Annotated in this window: 10 protein-coding genes and 1 pseudogene; 2 read left to right on the top strand and 9 right to left on the bottom strand. The window is 52.0% G+C overall.

Going from position 1 to position 18,188, the window contains the following annotated elements; genetic code table 11:
- Positions 1-135: 135 nt before the first annotated feature.
- From HP572_RS16275 to HP572_RS16295, 5 genes are all read right to left on the bottom strand, one after another.
- The gene (locus tag HP572_RS16275; RefSeq protein ID WP_240583758.1) at positions 136-1,848 is read right to left on the bottom strand and encodes a hypothetical protein; all 1,713 of its coding nucleotides are present in this window, start codon (positions 1,846-1,848) and stop codon (positions 136-138) included.
- A gap of 113 nt (positions 1,849-1,961) precedes the next feature.
- A complete protein-coding gene (locus HP572_RS16280) occupies positions 1,962-3,140 on the bottom strand; it encodes a dienelactone hydrolase family protein (protein WP_240585773.1) in 1,179 nt (392 codons plus the stop codon).
- Positions 3,141-3,301: 161 nt separating this feature from the next.
- The gene (locus HP572_RS16285; protein ID WP_240583759.1) at positions 3,302-5,209 is read right to left on the bottom strand and encodes a rhamnogalacturonan lyase; all 1,908 of its coding nucleotides are present in this window, start codon (positions 5,207-5,209) and stop codon (positions 3,302-3,304) included.
- 196 nt (positions 5,210-5,405) lie between these two features.
- A complete protein-coding gene (locus HP572_RS16290) occupies positions 5,406-6,590 on the bottom strand; it encodes an MFS transporter (protein WP_240583760.1) in 1,185 nt (394 codons plus the stop codon).
- Complete coding sequence (locus HP572_RS16295; protein WP_240583761.1) at positions 6,587-7,780, bottom strand: serine hydrolase; 1,194 nt, start codon at positions 7,778-7,780, stop codon at positions 6,587-6,589. The genes HP572_RS16290 and HP572_RS16295 overlap by 4 nt, the downstream gene beginning before the upstream one ends.
- A 115-nt stretch (positions 7,781-7,895) precedes the next feature.
- Between HP572_RS16295 and HP572_RS16300 the strand changes: the two are divergent.
- Positions 7,896-8,793: pseudogene (locus HP572_RS16300) on the top strand (LysR family transcriptional regulator).
- Positions 8,794-8,855: 62 nt separating this feature from the next.
- Here HP572_RS16300 and lpdA read toward each other — a convergent pair.
- The 4 genes from lpdA to pdhR form a co-directional block, all read right to left on the bottom strand.
- Positions 8,856-10,280 carry a dihydrolipoyl dehydrogenase gene (gene lpdA / locus HP572_RS16305; protein ID WP_010306320.1) on the bottom strand — a complete coding sequence of 475 codons (1,425 nt, stop codon included), beginning with the start codon at positions 10,278-10,280 and terminating at the stop codon, positions 8,856-8,858.
- 214 nt (positions 10,281-10,494) lie between these two features.
- Positions 10,495-12,381, bottom strand: coding sequence for a pyruvate dehydrogenase complex dihydrolipoyllysine-residue acetyltransferase (gene aceF / locus HP572_RS16310; RefSeq protein WP_205551658.1), 1,887 nt, complete (start codon positions 12,379-12,381; stop codon positions 10,495-10,497).
- Between the two features lie 14 nt (positions 12,382-12,395).
- Positions 12,396-15,059 carry a pyruvate dehydrogenase (acetyl-transferring), homodimeric type gene (gene aceE / locus HP572_RS16315; protein WP_014916631.1) on the bottom strand — a complete coding sequence of 888 codons (2,664 nt, stop codon included), beginning with the start codon at positions 15,057-15,059 and terminating at the stop codon, positions 12,396-12,398.
- Between the two features lie 141 nt (positions 15,060-15,200).
- Positions 15,201-15,965, bottom strand: coding sequence for a pyruvate dehydrogenase complex transcriptional repressor PdhR (gene pdhR, locus HP572_RS16320; protein WP_010306328.1), 765 nt, complete (start codon positions 15,963-15,965; stop codon positions 15,201-15,203).
- 682 nt (positions 15,966-16,647) lie between these two features.
- Here pdhR and HP572_RS16325 point away from each other — a divergent pair.
- Positions 16,648-18,006: an amino acid permease gene (locus HP572_RS16325; RefSeq protein WP_240583762.1), complete on the top strand. Its 1,359-nt coding sequence runs from the start codon at positions 16,648-16,650 to the stop codon at positions 18,004-18,006.
- Positions 18,007-18,188 lie beyond the last annotated feature (182 nt).

Raw genomic sequence — 18,188 nt, forward strand, 5'->3', positions numbered from 1 at the left:
GGATACTGTTTTAGCAGGATGCGAGGTGCTGTCGATAACCGCCATTATCGACAGCACGATTACCGGCAATACGATTACTGGCAATACCATGACCGCCAATATCATTACCGACAACCACCACGCTGTCAGATCGAATTAGTCTTTCTGATGGGAAAGCCATTTCCCTTTTTCATCAAATACCGTCACGCCCGGCACTCTGGAATAACTCCCTTCCCCCTCTGATTTATAGTGGGTCGCCAGTATGTGGGGAGAGCGATAGTCAAAATTGAAATAGCCATCATCAGGATTCTTGACGATCAACTTGCCCGTGCTGTCGATGAGACCTTCTTCTACCTTGAAGTAACGATTATCAAGGTTGTTTTTAAAAGACGTCGCTTCGCCATACGTAAACAGGTTCTTTTTCTCTTGCGCGGCAATAGCAGGGAATCGCGTCACATCAAGCTGACGTAATACATGCAGGAACATCAGGCGTTCCAGCGGCGTTCCTGCATCTTTCGGGACTAAAAATTGTAATGTGAGTCCACTTCCCACATTCACATCGTATTCATAGCCGACAAACGCGCTGTCGCCATAAATAAAGATGTTATCCACTTCTTTACCTTCGGGGACGATCTCTTTGGTTTCAGCCATGAGTTCAGGAATCGACTGAGGAGCGACCTTAAAATAAACATCGTACTTAAACACTTCCGACGGGAATTTTATTTTAATGCGCGTTTTTGACATGCTCCGTTTAATAAAGCGCTCAGGCTTTTCCATGCGCTGTTCGAGTGCTTTCCAAATAGTCTGATGCATTTCTGCGATCTTAAATTCATCAGCGATCTTTACGCCATACTTCGCTTCCAATTCCGGCTGAGATAATGCCAGATCGTACATCGACAATGCCTGCTCGCCACGGTAACGTTCATCCATCGTACGCAGTACAGCAAACGCGTTGGCTAACGCGACGGTGTCCTCAGCATTCGCTAACCCGATAAAATAGCGTTGATTAGCCTCATCATATTGAAAATAGACGGCTTCTAATTTTCCCTGTTTATTATCATATGCTGCGCCGTTTTCCGACTGGAATAACACACCCTTTTGTCCTTCCAGCCACAATGCCAGATTAAAATCCTCTTTTGCTGCGCTAACGGTAAGCAGGTCAAAATCGGTATTATTCTGCTTATCCCGATAGGTGTAGATCTGCGTGTCTTTATTTTCCCGGTCGATGAGTAGACGCCCCATCTTGCGAATATACATCCCGTGCTCTTCTAGGCTCAGCTTGTCGTGCATGCTAAACGGCAGCTTAATCGTGAAATATTCTTCGGGGTAAAAGGGGATACCGGGGAAATCATCCATCGGCGCGCGATTAAATACCGCTTTTTCTTCAATAAGCCACGCCTGATAGGCTTTTTTATGTTCTGCAAAACGCTGCTGGATTTTGAGTAAACCGGGTGACTGTTCTTCCGTCTTTTTCAAGACCATGGTGATTTCACAATAATAAAACGCACAGGCAGCACTTTTATCGGATACGAACGTAACCGTGTTTTTCCCGGTGATGTTTAGCGTGTGCCACATACCGTTTACCCGTATACGGTTATCTTTCATCTCCTCGGTATATTCGCCATCCTCACTGTAGTAACTCACCTGCGTCGGCGTCAGATTAAAATAGAGATCGTTTTTAATGCCTTTGAGGTTTTTTGCGATATGTTTCTGAAGGTTATCTCTGTTTTCATTGGCTTCAGGATGTTTACTGTTATCAAACACTACGCGAATATCCTCAACCAGATATTTCCCCTCGCTCAGTGTTTGTTCTCCATTACAGCCCGATAGCCATAAGGCCATCATGATAATACCCAGGTATTTCTTCATCACTTCATCCCTGTAAAATTAAAAAGCCTCTGAATGCCGCGGCACGCAGAGGCGAGTCATGCATCAGTAAGCTGATGTTATCAAAAAACTTATTACAATTCAGGCACTGTCGGCTAGGGCTTTAGCCATTGGTCTAAAAAGCTAAAGACTTCTTCCTGCTGTTCCTGATAGAACACGTGCCCCAGCTCAGGCCAGATTTTGGTTTGCAGCTTGCTGTCCGCCCGCTGGGATTGCCACACCTTGTGCATTTTGGCGTAAGCATCTTCAACGGATTGCGTCGGGAACAGTTTGTCTTGACCACCGTTAAATAGCAGCATCGGTTTTGGCGCGGCGACGCTCGCCACATCAGGGAAATCAAAGCGCGTCGGTTGCCCCGGATGCAGCATGTAGAATGCCGACTGCCCTCTCAGCACATTGTTGCCCGGCGTCATCAGGCCATCATACGTGCCAATCCAGGACACCGCCGCCGTTGCTGCTACCTTGTCGGATAGCGCGGCGAGCTGCCAGGCACGATAGGCGCCCATCGAGAAACCCACGACGCCAATACGTTGCTTATCAACCTGTTCAAGCGATGCCAGAAAGTCCGTCGCCCGCATGTCTTCGTAGGCCATCAGCCCCGCGAGCGAGCGCCCTAGATTAAAGAAATTGCTCGCCAGCGCCTGCTGCTGCTCATATTTAATTGGCCCGCGCGATCCCCAACCTAGCGCATCGACCGCCAGCACCACATAGCCCCGCTTCGCCAGTTCATCCCCGACAAAGCGGCCGGTGAAGAACTTATCGGCCCACGCCTGTGCGGAATCGAGCTGTGCGTCATTGCCCCACGGCTTGATCATCTTCTCTTTGCCGATATCAAACTTCGCGCCGTGATCGTGCAGCAGGATCACCGCAGGATGCGGCCCCGCGCTTTTTGGCGTCAGGAGCAGCGCATCTACGCGACTTTCATCGGTCAAGTTGAAAGCGACTTTCTCCGCCGTGTAGCTGCCGCGATCCTGTTTTTCCATCGTCTGCGGGGCAAAGTCTTTGGTGGAATCCGGCGTCAGGAGCAGCGAACGCAGCGTTTTTCTCGACTGGGCTTGCCATTGGCTAAAATCCGTAAAATTCCCCGATAGCCAGGAATCCGAGTAGGTCATCTGCTGTTTAAGCTGCGGATAAAATGAAGGCAGTCCTTCATCCGTCACCGCCTGATCTGTCGCGGGTTGAATCGTAGGGTTCATATCGTTCGCCATCAGTGAAGGGCTGGTCAGCAAAGCCGCCAGTAGCCAGACAGAGGAGCGTAAGGTATTAAGATTCATCATAACCTCAAAAATAAAACGTCGTTTCTTTTTGAGGTTTGATTGTAATTGACGCCGCTAAAAATAAACGGACGGAACGCGCATTCTGCGAAGCGTCCCTAAAAAATACTGCGATACGTTGGAAGAAAAATCGGCACGATCGTCATCGTGCCGAGAAAACATCATTTAGGTACGGTATACACACTTTCCCATTTCACAGGGAGCGTCATCCCATCACCAAGGTAAAAGCTGGTGTGTGGTGGTTGGTTATAGCCTGCATTCTGAGCCGCAACCTGTGTCCGATAGGCCGGGTCGTGCATCAACGTTGGCATACGGTAGGACGTTTCCGTCGTGGTGCTGAAAATCTGTAACTCGCTATTATCAGACTTGGGAATAATGAACTCTTCTCTCCAGTCACCAAAAAGATCGGCACTCAGGACGGGTGTCGCTTTCGTCCCATTTATCCACGTCCCCGAATTGTAGGTATAAGCGCTGAACACCCGCTCGGTTTTCTCTTGTTCCGGAATCCATTTATCAATCATCGTGCGATCCCATGTCTCACGCAGCAGATCGCCATCCCACCAGATAGCAAAATTGATTGCTGTGGGCTTCTTATCAGAGATCTGCTCGCCTTTCACATTGAACAACCCGCCCTGTGAAGACCAGCACTCCACACCCAAATGGGCAGGATCAATATCCATGCAGACACCACGCCCGTTATCACCACCTGAACCGTTTGTGTATCCCCAGAGGATCTCGCCCGTGGCGGCATCATGCATTTCCATTGCATTATCGCCATATTGTTTCGCACCCTCATGCACCATGAAGACTTGTTTGCCTTCACGCGAAGGATCCAGTACACCAAAATGCAGCGCATCACCATGGCCCAGGCCTGTGGAATTTAATAACTTGCCATTGCTGCCAATCGTTGCTGCGCCAAAAATAATATCGTCTTTCCCATCCCCATCGGCATCGCCAGTGCGAAAATGGTGAGCACCTTGCCCATAGGCGGTGTTCAGCACATCGCCAGCCGTTCCGCTGTCATAAGTCCAGCGCTTCGTCAGCTTACCATTACGCCAGTCCCACGCGACAATCACCGCGCGCCGATAGTAGCCGCGTGAAAAAACCGCGCTCGGTCTTTCGCCATCAAGGTAGGCAACCCCCGCGAGAAAGCGATCAACGCGATTACCATAGCAATCACCCCAGTCGCATACATCACCACGCTCCGGGATATAATCCACCGTCGCCATTGCTTTCCCGGTTTGACCACTAAACACCGTCAGGTATTCTGGCCCAGAGAGAACATAACCATTGCCATTGCGATAATCCGCCTGACTATCACCAATGACATTTCCTTCGCCATCGATTGTCCCATCGGCGGTTTTCAGCATCACTTCGGCTTTACCGTCACCATCCAGGTCGTACACAATAAAGTCGTTGTAATGAGGGCCGGACCTGAGGTTTTTACCCAAATCAATACGCCAGAGGCGCGTTCCATCCTCTTTATAGGCATCAATATAAGTATTGCCGGTATAGCCAGCGTGCGAATTATCTTTTGAGTTACTCGGCGCCCACTTAATGACATATTCGTATTGACGGTCGCCATCCAAATCACCAACGGATCCATCGTTCACCCCATAGGAATACACATCTCCTTTTGGTGTCACACCATCGGCAGGTTTCTTCAAGGGAATCGACTGATAACGTTGACCACTCAGTACAGATTTAGCGACATCTTCTTTCCCTTCGACTCCCTTAATGATCGGGCGTATCGCATAAATGGAATCGGCTTTACCACCCGGATCGATAAAGTTAGTCGTTGTACTCAGAGGGGAAGGATTGATGAGTTGACCATCTCGATAGAGATTAAAAGCAATATTTTCAGGGTCAGTAGCAAACAGCCGCCAGCTTAAGAAAACATGTTTCGATGATTTGAATGCAAACAGTCCGCGATCCAGCAATTCAATTTGCTTACTTTTTCCTGCCGCATAAGCCGACGTCATCAGCCCATCCTGCCCACCGCCCATCAGTGTAGCAAGCAATGTAACAGCAATGACGCCTGCTCGCGGCGTTGATAAATAGCGTTTCATTTTCTCTCCTTGATTACGTGAAGAATGCCCTTACTCCCGTTGTACAAATTGCATACAGGCATATCCACGCCAGATTAGTACAGCAGCGTAATTATCAATCACGAAAACAAGGCAAGAAATCATGACGTCTATGTATGATAAATAAACAATTTATTGCGCTATAAAAGTCACAGATAAAAAACCGTCATCTGGCACTCTACCGTCGCGTTACAGGGAAGCCGTGTTGTCTGGCAGAGCACACCACAACGAACGTAATCAATAACAGTACCAACAGCACCGGAGAGAAGGCAGCAACGCCGAGGCGCTCCAGCAGAACACCACCGATGATACCTCCCCCTGCAATAGCCACGTTCCAGGCGGTAACCAACATAGACTGCGCCACATCAGTCCCCCCTTTCGCCGTTCTAACAAGAGCCGTCTGGAATAGCGTTGCCGCACCGCCGAAGGCTAACCCCCAGACGGCCACGGCCGCATAGACCACAGCCAATACATCACCTGCCACGCCAAGCGCCAGTACGGACAGACAGAACAATGCCGAGCAGGCGAGCGTCAGAGCGCGCAAATAACGGTCAATCAGCACGCCAACGATCCAGATGCCCAGCAGTGATGTAACGCCGAATACCAGCAGCACCAAACCAGTCTGCGCAACCATGCCCACCGCCGCGAGAAACGACGCAATGTAGGTGTAGAGAATGTTATGCGCCAGCACAAAGGCCAGCACGGCACATAGCACGGGCCGCACGCCTGCCATGGTGAACACCTGCCCCAGAGATAGCCTCCTGCCTGTTGATTGCCCAGCAAAATCCGGTACCTGAATGCGTACCCACAACATCAGTATTAAGGCCAAACCACTCATCATACCGAAACACATTCGCCAGCCGATCGCGTTGCCAAGAAAGGTTCCCGCGGGTACACCGAGCGACAAGGCTAATGGCGTGCCGACCATCGCTATCGCAATAGCCCGTCCCTTCTGGTGTTCAGGCACCATGCGGGCTGCATAGCCCGCCAGCAGCGCCCACAGCAGCCCAGCTGAAACACCCGCCAGAAAACGCGCCGCCATCGTTAGCACGTAGCTACCGGAAAATGCCGTAATAGCATTGGCGACAGCGAAACCTGCAATGGCTGACAGTAGCAGCGGGCGGCGACGCGCACCTTGCGTCGCCGCGGTTAACGGGATCGCGGCCGCCAAAGAGCCTACGGCATAGATAGTGACGGTTTGCCCAATCCAGGCTTCGGACACCGCCAGACCTTGCGCCATTTGCGGCAGTAAGCCCGCTGGCAGCGCTTCGGTCAGGATAGTGATGAAAGCTGCCGTGGCTAATGCCAGTAATGAGGCAACGGGCAACCTGTCACGGTGTATATCGGTCAGTGAGGCTGTCATCGTGCCGCCTCCAACTCGCCATACACGGCATCGCGCAGCTCGGTGACAAAACTCCCCGACATCCCTTCGTACATCGTGTTGGTGAAAGCTACGACGCTCAAACCTTGTGTTCGATCGACAAACCATGAATGACCGTAGGCACCTCCCCAACGCCAGGTGCCTGATGATTCCGGCGACCCGGCTAACAGTGGATCGCGCAAGACCGAGAAACCGAGGCCAAAACCGCAGCCCGGTGCATTAGGCAGCTCCAGCCCCTGCGTCTGATCGCGTCCCATCTCCTCGATCAGCGTGTCAGGCAGCGGAACGCCGCCCCCTTTACGCAGGGCTTCCAGCAGGCGCAGCAGATCCCAGGCCGTGCCCGCCATGCCGGCACCACCAGATGGAAAGGCCTGAGGATCAAAGATGCGCGCAGGGCTGTACGCGATGCCAATTGCCCCTTCAAAGGGAGAAACCGTTTCACCTTCGGTCAGGCGATGCGGCTGCGGGGTGTCGTTCACGTAAGCAGTAGTCAGGCGCGATGGGTCACGTACAACGAAGCCGGTATCGTGCATGCCCAGCAGGTCGGTCACCAGTTGGCGAACCGCCTCGTTCAATGACGTACCGTGAATACGTTCGATCAAGGCTCCCAAGACGTCTGTTGCCAGCGAATAACCCCAGGCCTCTCCCGGCACGTATTGCAGGGGAACGCTGGCAATACGACGCAGGTTCTCAGTCAGGCTGATGCCGGAGGCATCCATACCATCTGAGATACCCGCCAGTGCATAGGGGCCGTCCGCATGGGTTTCGAAAAAGCGGTAGCCCAAACCCGCGGTGTGGCTAAGCAACTGCCGCGCGGTAATGCGAGCAGGGCTGCCGTCGGCCAGCCGGAGCTGGAACGTCGGCATCCAGCGAGTGATGTCCTCATCCAGATCGAGCCGACCTTGCGCCACCAGAACCAGTGCCGCGACTGACACGATGGGTTTGCTGACAGAAGCCAGCCGGAAGATGGCATCCAGAGCCATAGGACGGGCGCTCTCCCGGTCAGCCCATCCTGCAGCCTGCTGATGAATCAATTCTCCGTTGCACGCGACCAGCACGACAGCACCGACCAAGCGCCCATCGTCCAGCGCCTGTTGAACGACGGCCTGAATTCGGGCAGAGAGAGGGGCTGTCGAGGCACCGGTATCCAGAGGAAATACGGGAGTTATCACGGGTGTTCCTTTTATCAATGAGTGTTCCCGTTACGATAGAAAATCGACAATTAAAGAAAAAGTAGGCTACCGTTCCTTAATATACGGAACAAACCGTCCGCAATAGAGAGAGAGTATGGATAGCCTGAATGGCTTAGCAGTATTTGTGCAGGTGGCTGAAACGCGCAGTTTCATTGCCGCTGGTCGACTACTGGGTGTATCAGCGTCTGCGGTTGGCAAAAGCATCGCTCGGCTTGAAGAAAAATTGGGCGTGAGGCTATTTCACCGCAGTACGCGCAGTATCACATTGACCGCCGAAGGCTCACTATTTCTGGCGCGTAGCCGGCGAATTCTGGCTGAAATCGAAGCAGCAGAACTCGAGCTGTCTCAGACCAGCGCCGTACCGCGTGGACGCCTGCGGGTAAGTTTGCCGTTGGTCAGTTCACTGGTGTTACCCGTACTCGGCGAATTCATGCGCGAATACCCCGAGATCGAACTGGATTTGGACTTTCACCGACCGAATGGTCGACGTCATTGAGGAAGGTTTCGATGCTGTGGTACGGACGGGAGACCCCGTTGACTCACGCCTCACCGCACGGAGGCTTGGCGCCTTCCGTTCTCTGCTAGTCGCTGCGCCAAACTATCTGACCCGGCGTGGCACCCCTCAGATCCCTGTCGATCTGATGCAGCACGCCTGTCTGCACTATCGCTTTCCCAACAGCGGCAAACTGGAGCCGTGGGCGCTACGACTTCCCCCCGGCGAACCAGAGTTGCCATTACCCACCTCAATGGTCTGCAACAACATCGAAACGCGCCTCTGTTTCGCACTGCAAGGGTTGGGAATCGCCTACCTGCCAGACTTCTCCATCCGTGAACCGCTGGCCAGCGGCCATCTACAGCCGATCCTGACCGACTATGTGGAACGCAGCGGCGTCTTCTATGTGTTGTGGCCTGCCAGCAAACACCCGTCACCAAAAGTACGGGCACTCGTCGATTTTCTCTGCGCGCGAGTATTTCCTTCCTCTGATGCGTAAAAAAAATCCGGCACCTATAAAAGGTGCCGGATTGAATTCACGCTAGTCGAACCTGAGCGAACTTACTTCTTCTTCGCTTTCGGGTTCGGCAGGTCAGTGATGCTGCCTTCAAAGATTTCAGCCGCCAGACCAACAGACTCATGCAGCGTTGGGTGCGCATGGATGGTCAGTGCGATATCTTCTGCATCACAGCCCATTTCGATCGCCAGACCGATTTCACCTAACAGTTCACCACCGTTAGTCCCGACAATCGCACCACCGATAACACGGTGAGTTTCTTTGTCGAAAATCAGTTTGGTCATACCGTCAGCACAGTCAGACGCGATAGCACGGCCAGACGCTGCCCATGGGAAGGTCGCGGTTTCGTAGCTGATGCCTTTCTCTTTCGCTTCTTTCTCGGTCAGACCCACCCACGCCACTTCCGGTTCGGTATAGGCGATAGAAGGAATCACTTTCGGATCGAAGTAGTGTTTCTTACCGGAGATCACTTCGGCAGCAACGTGGCCTTCATGCACGCCTTTGTGCGCCAGCATCGGCTGACCGACGATGTCGCCGATAGCATAGATGTGCGGCACGTTGGTGCGCATTTGCTTATCAACGTGGATGAAGCCGCGATCGTCAACTTCCACGCCCGCTTTGCCAGCATCCAGGTTTTTGCCGTTCGGTACACGACCGATAGCCACCAGAACCGCATCGTAACGCTGTGGCTCGGCTGGCGCTTTTTTGCCTTCCATCGTCACATAGATGCCGTCTTCTTTGGCTTCTACTGCCGTCACTTTGGTTTCCAGCATCAGGTTGAACTGCTTGCTGATACGCTTGGTGAAGACTTTAACGACATCTTTGTCAGCAGCCGGGATAACCTGATCGAACATTTCAACAACGTCGATCTGTGAACCCAGAGCATGGTAAACGGTACCCATTTCCAGACCGATGATACCGCCGCCCATAACCAGCAGACGTCCTGGGACGTTTTTCAGCTCCAGCGCATCGGTAGAATCCCATACGCGCGGGTCATCATGAGGAATGAAAGGCAGTTGGATTGGACGTGAACCCGCAGCGATAATCGCGTTATCGAAGTTGATCGTCGTTTTGCCGTTTTCGCCGTCAACTTCCAGCGTGTTGGCACCCGTGAATTTGCCCAGACCGTTAACGACTTTAACTTTACGGCCTTTCGCCATGCCAGCCAGACCACCGGTCAGTTGGGTGATAACTTTTTCTTTCCACAGACGGATTTTATCAATGTCGGTTTTAGGTTCACCGAACACGATACCGTGTTCTGCCAGTGCTTTGGCTTCTTCAATGACTTTAGCAACGTGCAGCAGGGCTTTGGAAGGGATACAACCAACATTCAGACACACCCCACCCAACGTGGAGTAGCGCTCTACCAGTACGGTTTCCAGACCCAAATCCGCCGCGCGGAATGCAGCAGAGTAACCCGCGGGGCCGGCACCAAGTACCACTACCTGAGCTTTAATTTCAGTACTCATCATGACCTCTTAATTGATTTCCGGCGGGTCTGTGACGTCATTGTTATTGAGTCTTAACGCCCTCTTCCACCGGGACGTGTCTTTGCCGCAGTAGTTTACAAAATCGTTAACAATTTTGAAACAACAAGCGACTAACGATTTGTCCTTGATCACTGACAGCTGTAACAAATTACAGCTTATCAGAAAAAAGCCGGCCGTCAGGCCGGCTTTTCGATTACATCACCAGACGGCGGATGTCAGACAACGTGTTGTTAATGATGGTAATGAAGCGAGCACCATCAGCACCGTCAATGACACGGTGGTCGAAGGACAGAGACATCGGCATCATCAGACGCGGAGTGAACTCTTTACCATTCCAGACCGGTTCCATCGCGGACTTAGACACACCAAGAATAGCGACTTCCGGCGCGTTGACGATCGGCGCAAAGTGCGTAGTCCCGATGCCACCCAGGCTGGAGATCGTGAAGCATCCGCCCTGCATTTCGCCTGCAGTCAGCTTACCGTCACGGGCTTTCTTGGAGATCGCCATCAGTTCGCGAGACAGCTCAGTGATGCTCTTCTTGTTCACGTCTTTAAAGACCGGAACCACCAGACCGTTCGGGGTATCAACCGCAACACCGATGTTGATGTATTTCTTCAGCGTCAGACGTTGCGCATCTTCAGACAGTGAACTGTTGAAGCGTGGCATCTGCTCAAGCGCAGCGGCAACGGCTTTCATGATGAAGACAACTGGGGTGAATTTCACATCCAGTCTACGCTTCTCAGCTTCAGCGTTCTGCTGTTTACGGAACGCTTCCAGATCGGTGATGTCAGTTTTGTCGAAGTGCGTAACGTGCGGGATCATCACCCAGTTACGGCTCAGGTTAGCACCAGAGATTTTCTGGATACGACCCAGTTCAACTTCTTCCACTTCACCAAACTTGCTGAAGTCGACTTTCGGCCATGGCAGCATGCCTGGCAGACCGCCGCCAGCGGCAGCAGCTGGCGCAGACTCAGCGCGTTTCACCGCATCTTTCACGTAAGCCTGAACGTCTTCGCGCAGGATACGGCCTTTACGACCAGAACCCTTCACTTTCGCCAGATTCACGCCGAATTCACGTGCCAGACGACGGATAACCGGCGTTGCGTGAACGTAAGCATCATTCTCAGCGAACTCGCTCTTGCCTTCTGCTTTCGCAGCCGGTGCAGCAGCAGGTTTTGCCGCTGGAGCTGGTGCAGCCGCCGCTTCTTGCTTGGCAGCTGGAGCCGCCGCAGGTGCAGCGCCTTCCACTTCGAAGACCATGATCAGTGAACCGGTTTTCACTTTGTCGCCGGTGCTGATTTTGATTTCTTTAACCGTACCCGCGAACGGCGCAGGGACTTCCATTGAAGCCTTATCGCCTTCAACGGTGATCAGTGATTGCTCAGCCGCGATTTTATCGCCAACTTTAACCATCACTTCAGTCACTTCGACTTCGTCACCGCCGATATCCGGTACGTTGACTTCTTTCGCCGCAGAGGCCGCTGGCGCAGCTGCTGCAGGAGCAGCGGCTTGTGCCGGAGCGGCAGCAGGTGCTGCACCCGCCACTTCGAATACCATGATCAGAGAACCGGTAGAGACTTTATCGCCGGTGCTGATTTTGATCTCTTTAACCGTACCTGCGAAAGGTGCCGGGACTTCCATAGAGGCTTTATCGCCTTCTACGGTAATCAGAGACTGTTCAGCAGCAACGGTGTCGCCTACTTTAACCAGTACTTCGGTCACTTCGACTTCGTCACCGCCGATATCCGGTACGTTGACGTCTTTCGCTGCTGCTGCCGCTGGGGCAGCAGCCGGAGCCGCTTCTTTCTTCTCTTCTGCCTTGGCAGGTGCAGCATCAGCTGCACCGTCGGCGGAATCGAAAATCATGATCAGTTTGCCAGTTTCAACTTTGTCACCGACAGAGACTTTAATCTCTTTCACGACACCAGCCTGCGGAGAAGGGACTTCCATAGAAGCCTTATCACCTTCAACCGTGATCAGCGATTGTTCAGCTTCAACTTTATCGCCAACCTTCACCAGCACTTCGGTGACTTCAACTTCATCTGCACCGATATCCGGTACGTTGATTTCGATAGCCATGTAATCTTTACCTCTTATGCCAGACGCGGGTTAACTTTATCTGCATCGATGTTGAATTTAGTGATGGCATCTGCAACCACTTTCTTATCGATTTCACCGCGTTTAGCCAGTTCACCCAGAGCCGCAACCACGACGTAAGACGCATCCACTTCGAAGTGGTGACGCAGGTTCTCACGGCTGTCAGAACGACCGAAACCGTCAGTACCCAGTACGCGGTAATCGCTAGCTGGGATGAAGTTACGGATTTGCTCAGCAAACAGCTTCATGTAGTCAGTAGATGCCACCGCTGGCGCATCGCTCAGTACCTGAGCCACGTAAGGTACGCGTGGCGTTTCGGTTGGATGCAGCATGTTCCAACGCTCACAATCCTGGCCTTCGCGAGCCAGTTCAGTGAAGGAAGTCACGCTGAATACATCAGAACCGATGCCGTAGTCTGTCGCCAGAATCTGAGCCGCTTCACGTACGTGACGCAGGATAGAACCTGAACCCAGCAGTTGCACTTTACCTTTGCTACCTTCAACCGTTTCCAGCTTGTAGATACCCTTACGGATACCTTCTTCCGCACCCTGCGGCATCGCAGGCATGTGGTAGTTTTCGTTCAGCGTGGTGATGTAGTAGTAAATGTTTTCCTGTGCTTCGCCGTACATGCGGTGCAGACCGTCATGCATGATGACCGCAACTTCGTAGGCGAATGCTGGATCGTAGGAAATACAGTTCGGGATAGTCAGAGACTGAATATGGCTGTGACCATCTTCGTGCTGCAGACCTTCGCCGTTCAGCGTCGTACGACCTGAAGTACCACCGATCAGGAAGCCACGAGCCTGTTGGTCACCCGCTGCCCAGCACAGGTCGCCGATACGTTGGAAACCGAACATGGAGTAGTAGATGTAGAACGGGATCATCGGCAGGTTGTTGGTGCTGTAAGACGTTGCCGCCGCCAGCCAGGAAGAACCTGCGCCCAGCTCGTTGATACCTTCCTGCAGAATCTGACCTTTCTGGTCTTCTTTGTAGTAAGCAACCTGCTCACGGTCCTGCGGGGTGTACTGCTGGCCTTTCGGGCTATAAATACCGATCTGGCGGAACAGACCTTCCATACCGAAGGTACGCGCTTCGTCAGCGATGATTGGAACCAGACGATCTTTGATAGATTGGTTCTTCAACATCACGTTCAGGGCACGAACAAATGCGATAGTGGTAGAGATTTCTTTGTTCTGCTCTTCCAACAGGGTGCTGAAATCTTCCAGCGTTGGCAGTTCCAGCTTCTCATCGAAGTTCGGCTGACGAGACGGCAGGTAGCCACCCAGCGCCTGACGACGTTCGTGCAGGTATTTGTACTCTTCAGACTCTTTATCGAAAGTGATGTACGGCAGTTTTTCGATATCGGCATCAGATACTGGCACGTTGAAGCGGTCACGGAAGTAACGCACGCCATCCATGTTAACTTTCTTAACCTGGTGAGCGATGTTCTTACCTTCAGCCGCGTCGCCCATACCATAACCTTTAATGGTATGTGCCAGAATAACGGTTGGTTTGCCTTTGGTGTCCTGCGCTTTTTTCAGTGCAGCGTAGACTTTCTTCGGATCGTGACCACCACGGTTCAGTGACCAAATTTGATCGTCGGTCCAGTCTTTAACCAGTTCTGCCGTCTCCGGATATTTACCGAAGAAGTGCTCACGCACATAGGCACCGTTTTTGGATTTGAAGGTCTGGTAGTCACCGTCAACGGTTTCTTCCATCAGTTGGATCAGTTTACCGCTGGTGTCTTTACGCAGCAGTTCGTCCCAACGGTCGCCCCACATGACTTTGATCACATCCCAGCCAGCGCCGCTGAAGATACCTTCCAGCTCGTTGATGATCTTACCATTACCAGTAACCGGACCATCCAGACGCTGCAGGTTACAGTTGATGACGAACACCAGGTTGTCCAGTTTTTCACGGGTCGCGATAGTGATCGCACCTTTGGATTCTGGTTCGTCCATTTCACCGTCGCCCAGGAAGGCATAAACGGTTTGCTTAGAGGTATCTTTCAGACCACGGTTTTCCAGATACTTCAGGAATTTAGCCTGGTAGATAGCACCGATCGGGCCCAGACCCATAGATACGGTCGGGAACTGCCAGAAGTCCGGCATCAGCTTAGGGTGCGGATAAGAAGACAGACCGTTACCGTGAACTTCCTGACGGAAATTGTTCATCTGATCTTCGGTCAGGCGGCCTTCAAGGAAGGCACGAGCGTAAACGCCCGGAGAAATGTGGCCCTGGAAGTAGACCAGGTCGCCGCCGTCCTGCGCAGTGCGAGCACGGAAGAAGTGGTTAAAGCACACTTCATAGAAAGTGGCGGAAGACTGGAAAGAAGCCATGTGGCCGCCCAGATCCAGATCCTTTTTAGAAGCACGCAGCACTGTCATGATCGCGTTCCAGCGGATTGCTGAGCGAATACGACGTTCCAGATCCAGATTACCAGGGTATTCCGGCTCGTCTTCCACTGCGATGGTGTTGATGTATTGACGTGCAGCTGTACCAGCAGCAACGCTGACACCGCCTTTACGTGCTTCACTCAGAACCTGATCAATCAGGAACTGGGCGCGTTCAACACCCTCTTCACGGATGACCGATTCGATCGCCTGCAGCCAGTCGCGGGTTTCGATCGGATCCACGTCATTATTTAAACGATCTGACATGGTTATTCCTTATCTTCTCTAATCAGTTAGTTTATGGAGCCTGTCTTCCTGCATTCTGACTCAGGTTTCGTCCTGAGCAAAACGCATGAAGACAGGCTCATCGTCGTCATTACCGCATTCAGAGCCCCAAATTACGGATGCTCAATCCCTGCGTTGCTGGAGCCGACGCAGCGATCTCTCGCGCCGACTATGTTCCCGGTTAAGATCCAGCAATACTTCCTCAATAAACGCCAGATGACGGTGTGATGCTTCGCGCGCCTTTTCCGGCTCACGGGCAACAATCGCCTCAAAAATGCTGGCGCGATGAATGCTAACCTGAGCCAACACTTCACGGCTCAAATAAAGCAATTCAAAATTCTGCCTCACGTTCTGTTCGAGCATCGGCCCCATACAGCGCACCAAATGCAGCAACACCACATTATGCGTGGCTTCTGTTACAGCAACCTGATACTGCATAACGGCTTCTGATTCGGCGTCCAGATCGCCCGCTTCCCTCGCCTTCTCAATCACGGCATGACAATCCCGGATACGCTGCAGATCCGACTCTGTGCCACGCAACGCAGCATAGTAGGCAGCAATGCCTTCCAGCGCATGACGCGTTTCCAGAAGATCGAACTGTGATTCGGGATGTGTGCTCAGTAATTCTGCCAGCGGATCGCTGACGCTTTGCCATAGATTGGCTTGAACGAAGGTACCACCACCCTGACGGCGCAAAAGGAGACCTTTGGCTTCCAGGCGTTGAATGGCTTCTCTCAGAGAAGGGCGGGAAACATCGAACTGTTTTGCCAGTTCGCGCTCCGGAGGGAGCTTCTCGCCGGGGCGCAAGGTTCCCTCAAGGATCAGAAACTCCAGTTGCTGTTCAATCACATCTGACAGTTTGGGCTGACGGATCTTGCTGTATGCCATAGTGAATTCTTCTCTGCGAATGGCGCGGAGTCAATTGGTAATACCAATTTCAAAAACGTGACGCTAAAGTAACAAAGTATTCACCTTCTGTCCATAAGGACCTTGAGCTAAATCACCAATCCCACCAGATTTTAACAAATACACGAGAAACATGCGGCAAAGTGATAGCCCGCCTGTGGTATTACCATTAATCCCCTCTGTCTATATTTTAACTTTTTTGAAACGTAAAGCAGGCATTGCTGAACCGTTTAAATACGAAAATAGTGAATTTAAATGCAAAAAATCAGGTTTTTTATTCTCATAAGGGAAACGTAGTTACCCGCAGCTTCACATCGTGGTAAACACTATTTTACAGCAGGGATAAAGAGATAATAAAAGGGGGTAAAACTAAAGGAGTATCCACCCCCTTCTCCCCTGAAAAATCCTCTCTCAATTTTCTCGTCATCAGGCTCTTAATCAGGGAAAGGTAAAATTTTTGATGTGGCGATAGTTTTTAATTATCAGACGATAAGAAATCAGTGCAATCTTGCGTACTTACCACTATTCTCTGCCAAACGGTAGCGATTTTCTTATTTTAAGAAATACCGATCCGTAAAAATAAAATTACACAAACGTATAGTCACTAATACGCGTGTTCGTTCACACCGTGTTTTTTACTTGCACTGGCAGAGGGTTAAATTTGATGGATAATCAACAAACGGACGGCACGCTAAAGCGTGGTTTGAAAAACCGTCATATTCAGTTGATTGCCTTGGGTGGCGCGGTAGGTACTGGCCTCTTTCTTGGTATTGCACAGACAATCAAAATGGCTGGGCCATCGGTACTGTTAGGCTATGCGATTGGCGGCCTGATCGCGTTTCTCATTATGCGCCAACTGGGCGAGATGGTGGTTGAAGAGCCGGTAGCCGGATCGTTCAGCCACTTTGCCTATAAATACTGGGGCGATTTCGCGGGCTTTGCATCGGGATGGAACTACTGGGTGCTGTATGTTCTGGTCGCCATGGCCGAGCTTAGCGCCGTGGGGATTTACGTCCAGTACTGGTGGCCTGACATTCCGACCTGGGTGTCCGCCGCCGTCTTCTTCCTGCTGATTAACGCCATCAATCTGGCGAACGTCAAAGTCTACGGTGAGATGGAATTCTGGTTTGCCATCATCAAAGTCGTCGCGATTATTGGCATGATCGTCTTCGGTGGCTGGCTGCTGCTCAGCGGTACGGGCGGGCCGGAAGCGACCGTAACCAACCTGTGGGCGCAGGGCGGGTTCTTCCCGAACGGCGTGCTCGGTCTGGTGATGGCGATGGCCGTGATCATGTTCTCATTTGGCGGGCTGGAACTGGTGGGGATTACTGCGGCAGAAGCGGATGACCCAGAGAAAAGCATTCCACGCGCGACCAATCAGGTTATCTATCGCATCCTGATTTTCTACATCGGTTCACTCGCTATCCTGCTGTCACTGTATCCGTGGGGCAAGGTTGTAGAAGGCGGTAGTCCGTTCGTCATGATCTTCCATGAACTGAACAGCAACGTCGTAGCAACGGTGCTGAACATCGTGGTACTGACCGCCGCGCTGTCCGTTTACAACAGCTGTGTGTATTGCAACAGCCGCATGCTGTTCGGTCTGGCAAAGCAGGGTAACGGACCGAAAGTACTGAAAACAGTCGATGCGCGTGGCGTTCCGGTTGTTGCTATCGGTATCTCCGCGCTGGCGACGGCGCTGTGCGTCCTGATCAACTACCTTATTCCCGGCAAAGCGTTCGAGCTGCTGATGGCGCTGGTCGTGTCTGCTCTTGTCATTAACTGGGCGATGATCAGTCTGGCGCACCTGAAGTTCCGGGCGCAAAAGGACAAAGAAGGTACGGTGACCAAGTTTAAAGCGCTGCTTTATCCGCTGGGTAACTACATCTGTCTGCTGTTCCTGGCGGGTATATTGGTCATCATGTTCCTGACGCCAGGCATTCAGATTTCCGTCATGCTGATTCCGGTCTGGCTGGTTATTCTGGGCGTGGGCTATTTTATCAAAAAGAAAAATCAGCCGACTTAAGCCTAAGCGTTCACCCCATCCTTTTTCATGGCCGACTCTGTCGGCCATTTTCATATTTGCCACGTCCATCACACTTTGCTCCACCCGACCCGTTTGTCCATTTTTGCAACCGATTTCATACGCTCTTTTATCCCTATCGAGGGGAATAATCGTGCTTACACGTTAAGCACAGGAGTCGTATT

Source organism: Pectobacterium sp. PL64 (assembly GCF_022477975.1).
In the GTDB taxonomy this organism is placed as follows: Bacteria; Pseudomonadota; Gammaproteobacteria; order Enterobacterales; family Enterobacteriaceae; genus Pectobacterium; species Pectobacterium jejuense.